We start from the raw sequence: 15,219 nt of genomic DNA, 5'->3' as shown, positions 1-15,219 counted from the left end.
AGGGCTTCTTCCACCCAATCGCAACGAAAAAGCCCGCCATATGGCGGGCTTTTTATGGGTGACGTTCAAATTCTGATGTCGCTTAGCTGGTCCTCAAAGGCAGCCGCCGAAAATGCTCATGCCTGAACAGCTGGTTCCGGCTCAATACCTCCAGGGCTAGAAGCGCTGTCCTGGTTTAGAGCCTCGCTCTGCAGCAGTGGAGAGAAGCGCTCTTTCTCGGGAATCTGAGCAAATTCCGAAACGATGGCACGGAACTCGTCACCATTGAGGGATTCTTTTTCGATCAGAAGTTCAACCACTCGATCCATGCAGTCTCGGTGCTGGGCCACCAAGGCCACCGTTTCGGCGTAAGCCGTCTGCACGATCTGGCGAACGGCGTCATCGATCTTGCTGGCCAGCCGATCGGAGCCATCATTGCGGGTCATCAGGTCACGGCCCAGGAATACCTCCTGATTACCGGCCTCAAACGACACCTGGCCCAGATCACTCATGCCGAAGCGGGTCACCATCTGGCGGGCGATGGAGGCCACCTGCTGAATGTCACCACCGGCTCCCGTGGTGACCTCCGAGTGGCCGAACACCACATCCTCTGCGGCTCGACCACCCAGGGCCCCCATGATGCGGGCCCGCAGCTGTGCCCTGCTTACCAGCATCTGCTCCTCATCCGGAGAGAACCAGGTGAGCCCCTGGGCCTGACCGCGAGGGATCAGGGTGACCTTCTGCACAGGGTCATGGGCTTTGACAAGGGTTCCCACCAAGGCATGGCCAACTTCGTGGTAGGCAATCAGCCGTTTGCTGCGCCCATCGGTGAGTGGTTTGCCCTCCATACCGGCAATCACCCGATCAACAGCGTCGTCAATCTCGGCGAGGCCGGTGGCCTGTTTGCGGCGACGGGCCGTCAGGATGGCAGCCTCATTGAGCAGATTTGCGAGATCAGCGCCGGAGAAGCCGGGGGTGCGGCGGGCAATGGTCTCAAGACTCACATCATCGGCGAGGGTTTTGTCGCGGCTGTGAACCTTCAGCACAGCGAGACGACCTTTGATGTCAGGGACATCCACCTGAACCTGACGGTCGAAGCGACCCGGTCGCATCAGGGCTGAATCGAGGACATCCGCTCGGTTGGTGGCAGCGATGATGATGATGCCGCTGTTCCCCTCAAAGCCGTCCATCTCAGTGAGCAGCTGGTTGAGGGTCTGCTCCCGCTCGTCGTTGCCGCCTCCGATGCCGGCGCCGCGCTGACGACCCACCGCATCGATCTCGTCGATAAAGATCAGACACGGACTGTTTTCCTTGGCGCGCTTGAAGAGGTCACGCACACGGCTGGCTCCGACGCCAACGAACATCTCGACGAACTCGGATCCTGAAAGCGAGAAGAACGGCACGCCTGCCTCCCCAGCGATCGCCTTGGCGAGCAGAGTTTTGCCGGTGCCGGGAGGGCCCACCAGAAGCACACCCTTGGGAATCTTGGCCCCGACCGAGGTGAAGCGTTCAGGGGTCTTCAGAAAGGTCACGACCTCCTGGAGATCCTGTTTGGCTTCTTCCACACCGGCCACATCGTCGAATTTGACGCCGGTTTCGGCTTCCATGGCGAAACGGGCTTTGGTCTTGCCGAACTGCATCGCCTGGCCAGGACCACCAGGCATGCCCGAGGAGCGACGGGCCAGGAAGATCAGCGAGCCGATCAGGAGGAGCGGAAAGAGCAGATTGCCGAGCAGGCCCAGAACAGGAGGAGCATTCTTTGGAGGATGAATGTCAAAGCTGATGCCTTGCTCCTTGAGCTTGTTCACCAGCTCAGGTGCCACCCCGGGCAGATCAACCCTGAGGCGCTGAACCCTGTTGTCAAGGTCGGGGTCAACAGCTTCGATCACGGCACTGCGGCCTCCATCAAAAATGTCGACGGCCGTCACACGACCGGCATCGACATAGTCGAGAAACCGCCCATAACTCATGCGGGCCACCGCCGTGTTTCGGGGTGCCGCTGCGGTGCCATCGGGCTGGAGCCGGGAAGTGACCCCGCTGCCAAGCAGTTGCCAGGCGAGAAAGCCGGCCACAGCCAGCGGTAGCAGCCAGAGAGCGATCAGACGCCAGCGCTGGTTCATACCTGAGAGTAATTCTTACCAACTGTAACGCTGCGACAGCGCCAACTGGAGAAAGTTCTTCAAATGCTCCTTGCCATCGCGTGGCCAGCGCTGAAGCTGGATCAGCCGGTCTGAAGCCAGGGGGTGGGCGCGGGGGTCAGGTTCATGGTGGTTGGGCTGAAGGGCTGTTCGATCAGCAGTTCACGACCCTGAAGACGCTCCAGAAGTTCCGGTCCCCCGAGCCCATGGGTCCAGATTTCCACGTCGCCCTCGGGGGGGCAGTGAAAGCTGAGCAGCTCAAAGGGGAACACCACGCGTTCCAGGTAAAACTGATCCGGTCCACAGCAGCGCACGATCACCATGCGCTCTGTGGTGTTGCGATATCCACAGGACATCAGTTCCAAGGCCAGAGACAGGTGGGATTCTTGGAACCATCAACCCATTAACCCCGTCTCGGTTTGGTGACCATGGCCACGCTTTTTCGGGTTTAACAGTTTCTTCGGTCTTGATCGGGCATCCGCGGGGTTGGCAGGGGAGCCCTACAGACTGCGAAGCGCCACGATCGGATCCAGCCGTGCTGCCCGCCTGGCCGGGACGACGCCGAAGAACAGGCCGATTGATCCCGACAACCCCACGGTGATCAGCACCGTTCCAGCGCCCACAGCCGCCGGTAGGGGTGTGAAGGTTGCCACCGCGGCCACCGCCGCCAGTCCCACGGCACTGCCGATCACGCCGCCGAGGCTGGAGAGCACCAGGGATTCCACCAGAAACTGACGCAGCACGTCGCTGCTGCGAGCACCCAGCGCCTTGCGCAGGCCGATCTCCTGGGTGCGTTCGCTGACCGACACCAACATGATGTTCATGATGCCGATGCCGCCCACGAGCAGAGAGACGGCCCCGATCGCCGCCAGCATCAGGGTCAGCCCACCAGTGATCGTGCTCACGATCGTCAGGGCATCCTTCTGGGTGCGCACGGCGAAGTCGTCCTCCCGCAGCAGGCGGTGGCGCTGGCGCAGCAGGTTGGTGATCTGAAACTTGGCGGCGTTGATGCTGTCGTCGTCGCGGGCTTCCACGCTGATGAAGTTGAGACTCACTCCATAGGTGGGATCACGGCCGCTCAGTTTGCTCACCATGGTGGTCAGGGGTACGTAGGCGGCTTCGTCCTGATTGGAGCCGAACACGGCCCCCTTGGCCCCCAGAACGCCGATCACCTCAAACGACTGATCGCGGATGCGCAGTTGCCGGCCGATCGCGCCTCCGGTGGGCAGGAGCTTGTCACGCAGATCGGGGCCGATCACGGCCACATTGCGTGCGGAGCTCAGATCGCCGCTGTTGAAGAACCGGCCCTGGGCGAGATCAAAGCTGCGTACGGTCAGGAATTCCGGCGTCACCCCCGACACAGACGCGGAGGTGCTCAGACCGCCTGCCTGGATGACTTCGCTGAGGGTGATCTGGGGGGCGACCCGCCGCACGCTCGGCACCTGGGAGGCGATCGCTTCGGCATCCTCCAGCACCAGCGTTTTGGGGAAGTCGATGCCCTGACGACGGGTGTCGTTATTGCCCGGCACCACAAACAGCACGTTGGCTCCGAGGGTGCTGAGCTGGCCTTCGGCCAGGTTCTGGGCTCCCTGACCCACCCCCACCAGGCTGATCACCGAGGCATTGCCGATCACGATGCCGAGCATGGTGAGCAGGCTGCGCAGCCGGTTGGAGCGCAGGGTGGTGAGCGCCATCCCGACCGTTTCGGCCAGCGGAAGTCTCGAGGCCATGGAGGGGATGCAGCCGACCTACAGGATGGACCGATAACCGTCGGCGTTGTGGCTGCGAGCACCACGGTGCACCAACCCCTCCGGAACATCCAGGGTGACGATCTCCCCCTGTCGCAGATCCGTGGTGGCATTGATCACACCCACGATCGCCGGGATGCCGATCCGTTCGGCGATCACGGCGGCATGGCTGTCGCTTCCCTCGGTTTCGGTGATCATCCCCTTGGCCTTGCGGATCGCATCCACATAGGCGGCGGAGGTTTCCGGCACCACCAGAATTTCACCCACCTGCAGCATGGCGGCCTCTTCCGGGGTTCTGGCCAGCCGTACCCGGCCACTCACCGAGCCGCCACCGACGCCGGTGCCCCTGCCCAGCACTGCCGAGACGATCCCCACCTTGATGAAGTCGGTGGAGCCACTGATGCCAGCCAGGGTGCCGGCGGTCTGGACCACCAGATCGCCATCGCTGAGCAGAGCCATCTCGCGGGCGATGCCCATCGCCATGCTGAAGGTGCTGGTGCTGGAGTTCTGCTCCTTCACCAGCAGGGGCGTCACGCCCCAGACCAGTTGCAGTTGCCGTGCGACCGCCACGTCACCGGTGATTGCCAGGATCGGTGTGCTCGGCCTGAACTTGCTGACATTGCGAGCGGTGGCGCCGCTCTTGGTGAGCGTCAGGATCGCGGAAGCACCAAGCTGGCGGGCGATGCTGCTCACCCCCTGGCTGATGGCGTTGGGGATTGTGTTGGCCAGATGGCTGTCAAGCGTGCGGCGCGGGTAATCGCGCTCGATGCGTCGCGCGATCTGATCCATGGTGGCCACAGCTTCCACCGGGAAGTCCCCCACGGCTGTCTCGTTGGAGAGCATCACCGCATCGGTGCCGTCGAGGATGGCATTGGCCACATCGCTCACCTCGGCGCGGGTGGGCCTGGGGCTGGACGCCATCGAATCGAGCATCTGGGTGGCCGTGATGATCGGGATGCCGAGGCTGTTGGCCTTGCGGATCAGCTCCTTCTGAAGCAACGGCACTTCCTCAGCTGGCATCTCCACACCGAGATCACCACGGGCCACCATCACCCCGTCACAGAGGGGAAGGATGGCGTCGATCTGATCGATCGCCTCGAACTTCTCGATCTTCGCCACCACCGGCGTGTTGTGACCCTGGCTGTGGATCAGATCGCGGATCTCCTGCATGTCGGAGGGGTTGCGCACAAAGCTCAGAGCCACCCAGTCGACGCCCTGCTGCAGTCCGAAGGTCAGATCTTCGCGATCCTTGTCGGTGAGGGCTCGGATCGAAAGCTGCACATCGGGGAAGTTGACCCCCTTGTTGTTGGAGAGAACCCCGCCGACCGTGACGCTGCAGTGAAGGGTCTGCTCGGCCTGATCCACCTCCTCCACCAGCATCTCGACCCGGCCGTCATCGAGGAGGATGCGGCTGCCGCAGGGCACTTCGTCGGCGAGTTTGTTGTACGTGACGGTGGCGATGGTCTGGTCGCAGCTCACATCCCTGGAGGTGAGACTGAAGCGATCACCGTTCGCCAACGTGATGGGGCCGCCAACGAAGCGCCCCAGGCGGATCTTCGGACCCTGCAGATCCTGAAGGATGCCGATGTTGGCTCCCATCTGATGCGCCACCTGCCGGATGGTGGCGATCCGGGTGGCATGGTCGGCGTGATCGCCGTGGGAAAAATTGAGCCGGAAGGTGGTGGCACCGGCTTCGATCAGTTGCCTGAGCCGTTCCGGCGATTCGGTGGCGGGCCCGATGGTGGCCACGATCTTGGTGCGACGCATGGGACCGGACAGAACCATCGGTGACAGCCGGAAACTACCATCCAACCTGACGATCTCCAGTCATGGATTTGCGCAGCTATCAGCAGCGCTCCCGGGCCACGGCCCGTTACCCCGATGCTGGTGCCAACCCGATCTATCCCACCCTCGGCCTCTGCGGTGAGGCCGGCGAGGTGGCCGACAAGGTGAAGAAGGTGCTGCGGGATCGCGGTGGTGTGTTCGACGCCGCCGTGCGGGAGGGCCTCAAGGCGGAGCTGGGGGATGTTCTGTGGTACGTGGCTCAACTGGCCACCGAACTGGATTTCGATCTGGAGGAGGTGGCCACCGCCAATCTCGCCAAACTGGCCAGCCGGGCAGCCCGCGACGTGATCGGCGGCAGCGGCGACGATCGCTAGGGCGGATTCGGTAGACCGGAAGGCAGTTTGCGTCTCTGCCATGCACCGCGTCCTGGCGGCGTCCTGGGAAACGTCCTTGCGCGTCCTGCGGCATGCTTTGGTCGTGGGGCTGCTGCTGGGCTCATTGCTGGGGGGGGTCGCCCCTGCGCTGGCGGCCGAGCTGGGCGTGCGCGAGGTGGTTCTGGAGCCCTGCCCCCGCAGTGATGTGGGTGCCCAGCCGGAGCAGGGACGCAGCGGCACAGCCAGTTGTTACGCGTTGCGGGGCGTGGTGGCAAACCCCAGCCGTCGGGCGGTGGTGGATACGGATGTCTACGCCGTGATTCTCGATGCCAGTGGCGAGCCGGTGCTCCAGAACCGCACCCGGGTGGGCTCGATCGGTGATGTGCCGCCCGGCGACTCCGCCTTCGCTCTGCGTCTGGCTGTGCCGGCTGGAACCCCTGGCCCGCTGCAGGTTCGCCATGTCAAGGCGCGGGGATTCAGCGCGCCCGTGCGGCGGCGTGCGGGTGAGAACGATGAACTGCTGCCGCTTGAGCAGGCCCTGGATCCTGTCGACCCTGCCTGAGTGTTGCTGCTCAGGGGTGGTCGCGGTGGATATGGCCATCGCGCCAGCTCCAGATCCACGGACTCAAGGCCAGCAGTTCCTGAAGATCCTGCCGCTGCCGCAGGCTCAACGGGATGAATTCAGTGGCGTAGCTGAACTGGGGATCCCGCACCGACTGGTTCAGCACGATGCTGCCCTCTTCCCCCGAAAACGAGCGATGCAGGGTGCCGATCGGGATCTGCAGGGCACCCATGGCCCGCTGCAGATGCACGACATGGTGCGGCTGATCCCAGGAGGGGTTGAGCAGCACGAAGGTGCGGCTGCCACTGAGCACCAGGTTGTGATCCACCTGATGCTGGTGCCGGTAGAACTGAAAAAAGTCCTCGTCGTCGGGGGGAGAGACAGCCGGACCCTCGTGGACCACCACGTCGGTGCCATTGCTGTGGGGAACGCTGGCATCGAAGAAGGTCACCAGCGGGGTGTGCCGGAAGACGTGGATCGGAACGAAGGTGAGGGTCATCCGTACATCGACGCCTGGGCCATCAGCGAGGCGCTGGCACCGCCCAGCAGGCTCTGGAGCAGTTGCAGGGCGATGAAGGCCAGAATCGCCGACAGGTCGAGGCCACCCAGGGGTGGGATCAGGCCCCGGAAGGCATTGAGGTAGGGATCGGTGATCGAGCTCACGGTGGAGAGCAGCGGGTTGCTCCAGTCCAGGTTGGGGAACCAGCTCAGCAGGACCCGCACCAGCAGGATCAGCGTGTAGATCTCAAGGGTTCTGGCCAGAACGGCCAGCAGCAGGCTGAGGATTTCCATGGGTCGGGTGCCGTCTGCTCGACTCTATGCAGCCTTCTGATCCGGAGCCCGATCCGGAGACGGTGGGGATTCCCCGTTCGCCGCTCCCTGCTCGTCGGCCCGGGCCGGCAGCACGGCGAAGGTACGGTGAAACTTCTCGCTCAGGCTGATCCAGTAGGAGCGCCCATCACTCTGGCGTTTCCGTTCAATGAAATTCTGAGCGAGCAGTTCCTTGATGTGGTCGTAGGCGCCGGAGCCACGCAGCTCCACCAGATCGGACTGCAGCAGTCGCTTCTTCAGCGCGATCGTGGCCAGGGTACGCAGGGCGGCGGTGGACAGGTCCACCGGCAGAAGGCTCTGGACCAGATCGCCGAGGCTGTCCTTGAGCTGCAGCCCGTAGTGCTTGCCCTCCTGGCGGATCTCGAGGGCAGTATCACGATGGGCGTAATCGGCGATCAGGGCGATGAGGCCCAGTTCGGTCTCTTCTGGGGTGGTGGCCGCGATTGCGGCCAGTTCCACCAGGCTGAGGGGGCGCCCCTTCAGATAGAGGATCGCCTCGAGGCGTGCCGGCAGGGAGAGGGTGTCTCGGGCCATCGACGCGAGAGCAGGGGGGAAAGGGCGGCGCTGCGGGCGTCACCGAAACCTAGCGGAGCTGGCAAGGCCAGCTCTGGCGGCCGATTGCACGATCTCGGCATGGCCTATTCGCCGGCCGTGGGCTGCTCCAGCCTGTTGGGAGGTTGATCGGCTCCCAGGAACAATCGGTAGGCGGGATTGCCCGTCTCGTTCCAGTGGCGATAGGCCAGGCCTGCCAGAAACTGCTCCCAGGCCGCCTGCTCGTTCGGAGGCACCTGCAGACCCACCACGATCCGCCCCACGTCGGCGCCCTGGTTGCGGTAGTGAAAGATGCTGATGTTCCAGCTGGCATGGAGTGCCTGCACGAAGGTCATCAGGGCACCCGGTTTTTCCGGGAACTCAAAGCGGTAGAGCAGTTCTTCGCTCTGGGCGGCGGCGGCTACGGCACCGGCGGGCAGGCGTCCACCCACCATGTGGCGCAGGTGCAGCTTGGCCAGTTCGTTGTCCGAGAGATCGAGGCAGGCGAACCCGCCGCTTCGCAGTTCCCCGATCAGCTGCCGGGTGTCGCGGTGGCCGCGGATCTGGACCCCGATGAAGATGTGCGCCACCCGGGGATCGGCCATGCGATAGCTGAATTCGGTGAGGCTGCGCCCCCCCAGGAGCTCACAGAACTGACGCAGGCTGCCGGGCCGCTCCGGAATCTCCACGGCCAGCATCGCTTCGCGCTCCTCGCCCAGTTCGGCCCGTTCCGCCACGAAGCGGAGTCGATCAAAGTTCATGTTGGCGCCGCAGGCCACTGCCACCAGGGTCCGCCCTTTCAGGCCCCGCCGTGCCACGTCGGCCTTCATGCCGGCCACCGCCAGGGCTCCGGCCGGCTCGAGGATCGAGCGGGTGTCCTCGAACACGTCCTTGATCGCGGCGCAGATCTCGTCGGTGCCCACGGTCACCATCGCATCCACGTATCGCTGCGCCAGCGCGAAGGTGTGCAGCCCCACCTGCCGCACCGCCACCCCATCGGCGAACAGGCCGACCTGCTCCAGGATGACCCGCTCCCCGCAAGCCAGGGAGCGGGTCATCGCATCGGCGTCGGTGGGTTCCACGCCGATCACCTCCACAGCGGGCCAGAGGCTTTTCACATAGGCGGCGATGCCGCCGATCAGGCCGCCGCCACCCACTGCCACGTAGATGGCATCGGGGGGTGAGGAGCACTGCCGCAGGATTTCAAAGGCGATCGTGCCCTGGCCGGCGATCACCTCCGGATCGTCGAAAGGGTGGATGAACGTGAGTCCGCGCTCGATCTCCAGCCGCCGGGCTTCCGCGCAGGCCGCGTCGTAGTTGTCGCCATGCAGCACCACCTCGGCGCCTCGGGCCGCCACGGCCCGCACCTTCATCTCCGGCGTGGTGACCGGCATCACGATCACCGCGGTGCAGCCGAGCTTGCGGGCCCCGAGGGCCACGCCCTGGGCATGGTTGCCGGCGCTGGCGGCGATCACCCCCCGTTCCAGCTCGGCGGCAGAGAGCGACGCCATCTTGTTGTAGGCGCCCCGCAGCTTGAAGCTGAACACCGGCTGCAGGTCTTCGCGCTTGAGCAGCACGGTGTTCTCAAGCCGGCCCGAAAGGTTGGGGGCCGCATCGAGTGGCGTTTCGATCGCCAGGTCGTAGACGCGCGCCCGCAGGATGCGTTGCAGGTAACTGCTCGCTTCGGGCAACGGCTCGTCCCTGCCGTTGGCATCACTGCCGAAGGCCTGCCCGTCGGTGGTCGGCCCGCAGCTGGTCTGGGACGCGACGGCGCGGGATGAAGGGGCACTGGAGCGTGGGTCGATCATGGGCGTCAGTGTCGCAACCCCCTGTAGCGGATGTCGCCGTCCCCCGGGAACGACCACCTAGATTGACCTTCACGAGAGAGCCAGGGCATGCATCTCAGCGAGCTGAGTCACCCCAATCAATTGCATGGGCTCAGCACCGCTGACCTTGAGGCGATCGCACGACAGATCCGGGAGCGCCACCTGGAGGTGGTGTCCACCAGCGGCGGCCACCTCGGTCCTGGACTTGGCGTGGTGGAACTCACCCTGGCCCTCTATCAGACCCTCGACCTCGATGAGGACCGGGTCGTGTGGGACGTGGGCCATCAGGCCTACCCGCACAAACTGATCACCGGCCGCTACAACGATTTCGACAGCCTGCGCCAGAAGAGCGGGGTGGCCGGTTATCTCAAACGCAGCGAGAGCCGCTTCGACCACTTCGGTGCCGGCCACGCCTCCACCTCGATCTCGGCTGCCCTGGGCATGGCCCTGGCGCGAGATCGCCGTGGCGAGGATTTCAAATGTGTGGCCGTGATCGGTGATGGCGCCCTCACCGGTGGCATGGCCCTGGAGGCGATCAACCACGCCGGCCATCTCCCCCGCACCCGATTGCTGGTGGTGCTGAACGACAACGACATGTCGATCAGCCCGCCGGTGGGGGCTCTCTCCACCTACCTCAACCGCATGCGGCTGAGCCCGCCGGTGCAGTTCCTCTCCGGCAACGCCGAGGAGGCCATCCGCCATCTGCCCTTCCTGCATGGCGAGCTGCCCCCGGAGCTGGAGCGCATCAAGGAGGGCATGCGCCGCCTGGCCGTTCCCAAGGTGGGTGCCGTCTTCGAGGAACTGGGTTTCACCTACATCGGCCCGATCGACGGCCACAACATCCCCGAGATGGTGCGCACCTTCGAGCTGGCTCATCGCACTGAAGGCCCCGTGCTGGTGCACGTGGCCACCACCAAGGGCAAAGGCTATCCCTATGCCGAAGCCGATCAGGTGGCCTATCACGCCCAGTCGGCCTTTGACCTTAAAACCGGCAAGGCCTATCCCTCCAGCAAGCCGAAGCCGCCCAGTTACAGCAAGGTCTTCGGTCAGACCCTGGTCAAGATCTGTGAGCAGGATCCGCGGGTGGTGGGAATCACCGCCGCCATGGCCACGGGCACCGGGCTGGATCTGCTCGAGAAGGCCCTGCCCAAGCAATACATCGATGTCGGCATCGCCGAGCAACACGCCGTCACCATGGCGGCCGGCATGGCCTGTGAGGGGCTGCGGCCGGTTGTGGCGATCTACAGCACCTTCCTGCAGCGCGCCTATGACCAGCTGATCCACGATGTGGGCATCCAGAACCTGCCGGTCACCTTTGTGATGGACCGGGCCGGCATCGTCGGAGCCGACGGCCCCACCCATCAGGGCCAGTACGACATCAGCTACCTGCGTGCCGTGCCCAACTTCACGGTGATGGCTCCGAAGGACGAAGCCGAACTGCAGCGCATGTTGGTGACCTCCATCCACCACACCGGCCCCTGCGCGATTCGCATCCCTCGCGGTGAAGGCGAGGGGGCTCCGCTGATGGAAGAGGGCTGGGAGCCTCTGGAGATCGGCCGGGGTGAACTGCTCACCGATGGCGACGACCTGCTGATCGTGGCCTATGGAGCCATGGTGGCGCCAGCCATGGCCACCGCCGGTCTGTTGCAGGAGAAGGGAATCCGGGCCGCCGTGGTCAATGCCCGTTTCCTTCGCCCCCTTGATGAAGCCCTGATCCTGCCGCTGGCTCGCCGCATCGGTCGGGTGGTGACCATGGAGGAGGGTGCCCTGCCCGGTGGCTTCGGTGCGGCCGTGGTCGAGAGTCTCAACGATCACGATGTGCTGGTACCGGTGCTGCGCCTCGGCATTCCTGACGTGCTGGTGGATCACGCCACCCCGGAGCAGAGCAAGCTGACCCTGGGTCTGACGCCACCCCAGATGGCGGAGCGGATCCAGCAGCGCTTTGCGGGCGTCTTCGTGACCGCGGAACGCCAGGCGCTTCCGGTCTGAGCCGGGTGCATCACAGAACGGCTGTGCCGTGATCGACGGCGAGCATCTCACCTGCGACGTGCTGATCGTTGGAGCAGGGCCGTCTGGGGGCCACCTGGCCCGGCTGCTCGCGAGCCACGGTGTGGATGTGCTGCTGGTGGATCAGCTGCCCGATCTGAGGCGGGCGGCCTTCAGCAGTGCTGCCCTGCCGATCGAGGCTGTGGCATCGTTTGGCCTGCCGGCTGAAGTCGTGGCCAGCCGCTGGCGCAGCTGGCAGTTGATCGGTCCAGCCCAGGCCTCGCGCCACTGGAGCTCGGCCGTACCCCTGGGGGTCGTGCTCGACTTCGGCGCCCTGCGGCTCTGGTTGGCGGAGCAGTGCCGCTGCTGGGGGGGACGCGTTGAGCTGGGCCTTCGGGCCCTTGGCTGTCAGGAGGTGTCTGGTGGTCTGCTCACCCACCTGCGCCGCAGTGATGGTTGCCCTGTGGTTGTGCGCAGCAGCTGGGTGGTGGATGCCAGCGGCCAGGGGCGCGCCCTGCTGGGCGATCCGTCAGAGCTGGTGGTGGGGCGTGGCGTGGAATGGCTGCTGCAGGTGGATCCTTCGCCGGCGCAGCGCTGGGCCGATCAACTCACCTTCCTGCTCGGCAGCGACTGGGTGCCTCAGGGCTACGGCTGGGTGTTCCCGATGCAATGCGGCCGGCTGAAGCTGGGGGTCTGCCGCCTGGATCAGCCGCTCTGTGCCTCCTCCTCCAGCCGCCAGCGTCCCCTTGGGCCTGATCTGCAGACCCTGCTGTGCCGCCTGGATCTGGACGGTGCCCGGGTGCTGGACCGCCACGGCGGCCTGATTCGCAGCCGTATCGATCGCCGTGAGCCCCATGGCCGCGGACGCCTGATCGGCCTGGGTGATGCGGTGAGCACCGCCAACCTGCTCGGTGGTGAGGGGATTCGCCATGCGCTGGCCAGCGCTGGCCTGCTGGCGCCGCTGCTGTTGCAGGAGCGTGATCCTGATCGCCTGCGGCGGCGCTACCAGCGGCAGCTGAGCAGGCACTTCGGCTGGCGCTGGCCCCTGAGTGGCCGGCTGGCACGGCGCACCTGGCTGGCGTTGCGGGATCGCCGTGCTGATCACCGTCTGGAGAGGTTGCTGGCCGGCCTCGAGACCTGCGAGGCCGCCGATCTTTCCGCCCTGCTGTTCGACTACTGCTTTGAGCGGTATGGCCTGCGGGCGTTGCCCTATCTGCTGGGCTGGCGCTGACGACGTCGACGTCTGGCTGGATTCCGTCTCGGTCTGGTTCCCATCAAAAATGCGGTCCCTTGGGACCGCAGGCAGGCCAGGTCTCTGGCCTGCGATCTCAATCGGCGGGTTCAGACCACGCCGCGGGAGGCCAATCCGAGGATGGCGCCGATGCCGAAGATGTGACCCAGGCTGGTGGTGGCCAGCAGGGAGGCATGGCTCATGCCGCCGAACATGGCGGAGTTGGGCAGTTGGGCGCCCACATTGGGCTGTTGGATGGTGGCCTTGCCGATCGCGATGGCGATCACGTTGCAGACGATCATCACCAGGGCCACTTTCGGGGACCAGGAGATAGAGGCAGGGGCCAGAGCCAGAAGCGGAGCGATCATGAAGCAAAAGCCGACGACCCATCTTCCGGGCAGCGCGGCCTTCAGCCGATTCCCCTTAAGACTTGTTCATGCCGCCGGCGCTGCCTTGGCGGACGCTGCCCACGCCGGCGAAGCCCAGCAGCACCAGCAGGTTGCTGATCGTGAGGAAGCTCTCAGCCCCGCCGTGGAGCAGGTCGACGTTGGCGAGCTGGTCGCCGAAGCGCACCTGGGCGATCACCGCCGCCACGATCGTGATCGCCACGAACAGAAGCGTGGCCTGGAAGCCGCGCAGGGCCAGGCGCGGGAATCCACGGATCCTTGACGCCCACCAGAGAAAGGCCAGATAGGGCAGCAGGGAGAGCACGAACAGGGGTGCCGGATCGATCTGGGCCAGCAGGGTCAGAACGCTCATGGCTGGCTGGTCGGCAGGGTGGGGCTGATGACGGTTCCGGGGGGTGAGACGTCGGCGGCACTGGCCGGCAGGGGCTGGTGGCGCCAGAGATTCCAGGCCGCCAGCGCCAGGGCGGAATTACCGAGGGCGGTGCATCCCGCCTGAAAGACCACCAGCCCATCCAGGGCCGGGGTGTTGTCGAACAGGTGCCAGGTGCAGGCCGCCATGGCGCTCACCAGGGCCGGCAGCATCGCCAGTGCCAGCCAGCGCCAGCCCCCCTCCTGGCGGCGACGTCCCCAGACCACCACCGCCACGATCGCCGCCATCCACTCCAGCACCGAGGTGATGTGGATCCACCAGGTGGGCAGGGACAGGGCATGCATGGCAAGGGAGCCCGCGGTGATCCGTAATGTACGGAGCCTGCCCGGGTGCGTGTTCCATGCAGGCCCTGCTCTGCGGTTATTACGGCGAGCACAACCTCGGCGACGACGCCCTGCTTCAGGCCCTGCTGGCCCAGCTTCCCTCGGGTTGGAGCGCCCTGGTCACCGCCCACGACGAAGCCGAGGTTCAGCACCGATTCGGTGTGAAGACGGTGCAGCGCCGGGGGGTGGCGGGGGTGCTGCGGGCCTTGGATCGCTGCGATGCCCTGGTGTTCGGCGGCGGCAGCCTGCTGCAGGACTCCACCAGCTTTCGCAGCCTTCTGTATTACGCCGCTCTGATCCTCAAGGCCCGCTGGCAGGGGAAACCGGTGATCCTCTGGGGTCAGGGCCTCGGACCCCTGCGCCGCCGTTGCAGTCGCGCCCTGGTGGGGTTGGTCCTGCCCAGGGCCACGGCGATCAGCTGGCGAGACCCGGACTCCGCCAGCCTGGCCAGACGCTTGGGTGCCAAGGGTCTGGTGGGCAGCGACCCGGTCTGGGGCCTGGCGGTCACAGCTCCTTCTGCGTCTCCGCAGGAGCGGCCGATCGTGCTCTGCTGGCGACCAGTGGTGCAGCTGCGGGGCGAGGCCTGGCGGCCCTACCTCGAGGCAGCCGCGGCCCTGGCCCTCTCGGCCGATCGCACCGTGCTGTGGATGCCGTTTCACCGGCACCAGGACCAGGGCCTGCTGGCCCGTCTTGAGGCTGAAGGATTGGTGCCGCCAGCCTTGCTGGAGCGCAGCCGCGAGCTGACGGTGCACTGTCCAGAGGAGGCGATGGCCGTGTTCGCCCAGGCCGGTCTGGTGATTGCCATGCGCCTGCATGGACTGATCCTGGCGGCCCTGTCCGGAGCTCCCTGTGCGGCTCTCAGCTATGACCCCAAGGTGGCCGTTGCCGCAGCGGCGATCGGTTGTCCTTGTCAGGATCTGGCTGATCTGCCCGACTCTGCTGCCCTTCTCGCCTCCTGGCGCGCCGTGCTGGATGTGCCGATGGAGCGCGAGCGCATCGAAGCTCAGCGCGCTGACGCAGCTGTTCACCAGCAGCTCCTGGTCGAGGCCCTCCACTGAATCGCGAGTG

General features: G+C 65.4%; 16 protein-coding genes. 5 read left to right on the top strand and 11 right to left on the bottom strand.

Annotation, left to right across the window (positions count from 1 at the left end; genetic code table 11):
* Nucleotides 1-116 precede the first annotated feature (116 nt).
* The 4 genes from ftsH to pyk all read right to left on the bottom strand — a co-directional run bounded on the left by ftsH (nt 117) and on the right by pyk (nt 5,632).
* On the bottom strand, nt 117-2,099 hold the full coding sequence (gene ftsH, locus H8F24_RS16565) for an ATP-dependent zinc metalloprotease FtsH (RefSeq protein WP_197155911.1): 1,983 nt from the start codon (nt 2,097-2,099) through the stop codon (nt 117-119).
* A gap of 101 nt (nt 2,100-2,200) precedes the next feature.
* Entirely contained in the window at nt 2,201-2,473 is a 273-nt protein-coding gene (locus tag H8F24_RS16560) for a DUF1830 domain-containing protein (protein WP_231597921.1), read from the bottom strand.
* Nucleotides 2,474-2,617: 144 nt separating this feature from the next.
* Entirely contained in the window at nt 2,618-3,847 is a 1,230-nt protein-coding gene (locus H8F24_RS16555) for an ABC transporter permease (protein WP_197155907.1), read from the bottom strand.
* 18 nt (nt 3,848-3,865) lie between these two features.
* On the bottom strand, nt 3,866-5,632 hold the full coding sequence (gene pyk / locus H8F24_RS16550; RefSeq protein WP_197159299.1) for a pyruvate kinase: 1,767 nt from the start codon (nt 5,630-5,632) through the stop codon (nt 3,866-3,868).
* Nucleotides 5,633-5,694: 62 nt separating this feature from the next.
* On the opposite strand from pyk, the gene H8F24_RS16545 reads away from it, so the two are divergent.
* Nucleotides 5,695-6,024: a nucleoside triphosphate pyrophosphohydrolase family protein gene (locus H8F24_RS16545; RefSeq protein WP_197155905.1), complete on the top strand. Its 330-nt coding sequence runs from the start codon at nt 5,695-5,697 to the stop codon at nt 6,022-6,024.
* Nucleotides 6,025-6,064: 40 nt separating this feature from the next.
* Nucleotides 6,065-6,586, top strand: coding sequence for a hypothetical protein (locus H8F24_RS16540; RefSeq protein ID WP_231605313.1), 522 nt, complete (start codon nt 6,065-6,067; stop codon nt 6,584-6,586).
* 10 nt (nt 6,587-6,596) lie between these two features.
* Here H8F24_RS16540 and H8F24_RS16535 read toward each other — a convergent pair whose 3' ends face one another.
* The 4 genes from H8F24_RS16535 to ilvA form a co-directional block, all read right to left on the bottom strand.
* Nucleotides 6,597-7,085: a hemagglutinin gene (locus H8F24_RS16535; protein WP_197155903.1), complete on the bottom strand. Its 489-nt coding sequence runs from the start codon at nt 7,083-7,085 to the stop codon at nt 6,597-6,599.
* Nucleotides 7,082-7,378: a YggT family protein gene (locus H8F24_RS16530; RefSeq protein WP_197155902.1), complete on the bottom strand. Its 297-nt coding sequence runs from the start codon at nt 7,376-7,378 to the stop codon at nt 7,082-7,084. The genes H8F24_RS16535 and H8F24_RS16530 overlap by 4 nt, the downstream gene beginning before the upstream one ends.
* 24 nt (nt 7,379-7,402) lie before the next feature.
* Nucleotides 7,403-7,951 (bottom strand): SMC-Scp complex subunit ScpB, encoded by a 549-nt coding sequence (gene scpB, locus H8F24_RS16525; RefSeq protein WP_197155901.1) that lies wholly within the window; start codon nt 7,949-7,951, stop codon nt 7,403-7,405.
* Nucleotides 7,952-8,055: 104 nt separating this feature from the next.
* Entirely contained in the window at nt 8,056-9,756 is a 1,701-nt protein-coding gene (gene ilvA / locus H8F24_RS16520; RefSeq protein ID WP_197170279.1) for a threonine ammonia-lyase, biosynthetic, read from the bottom strand.
* A gap of 87 nt (nt 9,757-9,843) precedes the next feature.
* Here ilvA and dxs point away from each other — a divergent pair, with 87 nt between their 5' ends.
* Entirely contained in the window at nt 9,844-11,763 is a 1,920-nt protein-coding gene (gene dxs, locus H8F24_RS16515; protein ID WP_197155899.1) for a 1-deoxy-D-xylulose-5-phosphate synthase, read from the top strand.
* A gap of 28 nt (nt 11,764-11,791) precedes the next feature.
* Complete coding sequence (locus tag H8F24_RS16510) at nt 11,792-12,991, top strand: NAD(P)/FAD-dependent oxidoreductase (RefSeq protein WP_231597920.1); 1,200 nt, start codon at nt 11,792-11,794, stop codon at nt 12,989-12,991.
* 110 nt (nt 12,992-13,101) lie between these two features.
* On the opposite strand, the gene psaK is transcribed toward H8F24_RS16510, so the two are convergent.
* From psaK to H8F24_RS16495, 3 genes are read right to left on the bottom strand one after another with little or no spacing between them, the layout of a single operon-like run.
* Nucleotides 13,102-13,359 (bottom strand): photosystem I reaction center subunit PsaK, encoded by a 258-nt coding sequence (psaK, locus tag H8F24_RS16505; protein WP_197155898.1) that lies wholly within the window; start codon nt 13,357-13,359, stop codon nt 13,102-13,104.
* Between the two features lie 55 nt (nt 13,360-13,414).
* On the bottom strand, nt 13,415-13,750 hold the full coding sequence (locus tag H8F24_RS16500; RefSeq protein ID WP_197170278.1) for a DUF3593 domain-containing protein: 336 nt from the start codon (nt 13,748-13,750) through the stop codon (nt 13,415-13,417).
* Nucleotides 13,747-14,112, bottom strand: a complete 366-nt coding sequence (locus tag H8F24_RS16495; RefSeq protein ID WP_197170277.1) for a DUF2499 domain-containing protein — start codon at nt 14,110-14,112, stop codon at nt 13,747-13,749. Before H8F24_RS16495 ends, H8F24_RS16500 begins: the two co-directional genes overlap by 4 nt.
* A gap of 56 nt (nt 14,113-14,168) precedes the next feature.
* Here H8F24_RS16495 and csaB point away from each other — a divergent pair, with 56 nt between their 5' ends.
* The gene (gene csaB, locus H8F24_RS16490) at nt 14,169-15,209 is read left to right on the top strand and encodes a polysaccharide pyruvyl transferase CsaB (protein WP_197170276.1); all 1,041 of its coding nucleotides are present in this window, start codon (nt 14,169-14,171) and stop codon (nt 15,207-15,209) included.
* Nucleotides 15,210-15,219: the final 10 nt, after the last annotated feature.

The organism is Synechococcus sp. CBW1002 (assembly GCF_015840915.1).
Classification (GTDB): domain Bacteria; phylum Cyanobacteriota; class Cyanobacteriia; order PCC-6307; family Cyanobiaceae; genus CBW1002.
This window is presented reverse-complemented; position numbering and strand designations above follow the sequence as displayed.

Coding starts and splice junctions, on each gene's coding strand:
- ftsH (WP_197155911.1), bottom strand. CDS start 2,099: ATGAACCAGCGCTGGCGTCTGATCGCTCTCTGGCTGCTACCGCTGGCT.
- H8F24_RS16560 (WP_231597921.1), bottom strand. CDS start 2,473: ATGTCCTGTGGATATCGCAACACCACAGAGCGCATGGTGATCGTGCGC.
- H8F24_RS16555 (WP_197155907.1), bottom strand. CDS start 3,847: ATGGCCTCGAGACTTCCGCTGGCCGAAACGGTCGGGATGGCGCTCACC.
- pyk (WP_197159299.1), bottom strand. CDS start 5,632: ATGCGTCGCACCAAGATCGTGGCCACCATCGGGCCCGCCACCGAATCG.
- H8F24_RS16545 (WP_197155905.1), top strand. CDS start 5,695: ATGGATTTGCGCAGCTATCAGCAGCGCTCCCGGGCCACGGCCCGTTAC.
- H8F24_RS16540 (WP_231605313.1), top strand. CDS start 6,065: ATGCACCGCGTCCTGGCGGCGTCCTGGGAAACGTCCTTGCGCGTCCTG.
- H8F24_RS16535 (WP_197155903.1), bottom strand. CDS start 7,085: ATGACCCTCACCTTCGTTCCGATCCACGTCTTCCGGCACACCCCGCTG.
- H8F24_RS16530 (WP_197155902.1), bottom strand. CDS start 7,378: ATGGAAATCCTCAGCCTGCTGCTGGCCGTTCTGGCCAGAACCCTTGAG.
- scpB (WP_197155901.1), bottom strand. CDS start 7,951: ATGGCCCGAGACACCCTCTCCCTGCCGGCACGCCTCGAGGCGATCCTC.
- ilvA (WP_197170279.1), bottom strand. CDS start 9,756: ATGATCGACCCACGCTCCAGTGCCCCTTCATCCCGCGCCGTCGCGTCC.
- dxs (WP_197155899.1), top strand. CDS start 9,844: ATGCATCTCAGCGAGCTGAGTCACCCCAATCAATTGCATGGGCTCAGC.
- psaK (WP_197155898.1), bottom strand. CDS start 13,359: ATGATCGCTCCGCTTCTGGCTCTGGCCCCTGCCTCTATCTCCTGGTCC.
- H8F24_RS16500 (WP_197170278.1), bottom strand. CDS start 13,750: ATGAGCGTTCTGACCCTGCTGGCCCAGATCGATCCGGCACCCCTGTTC.
- H8F24_RS16495 (WP_197170277.1), bottom strand. CDS start 14,112: ATGCATGCCCTGTCCCTGCCCACCTGGTGGATCCACATCACCTCGGTG.
- csaB (WP_197170276.1), top strand. CDS start 14,169: ATGCAGGCCCTGCTCTGCGGTTATTACGGCGAGCACAACCTCGGCGAC.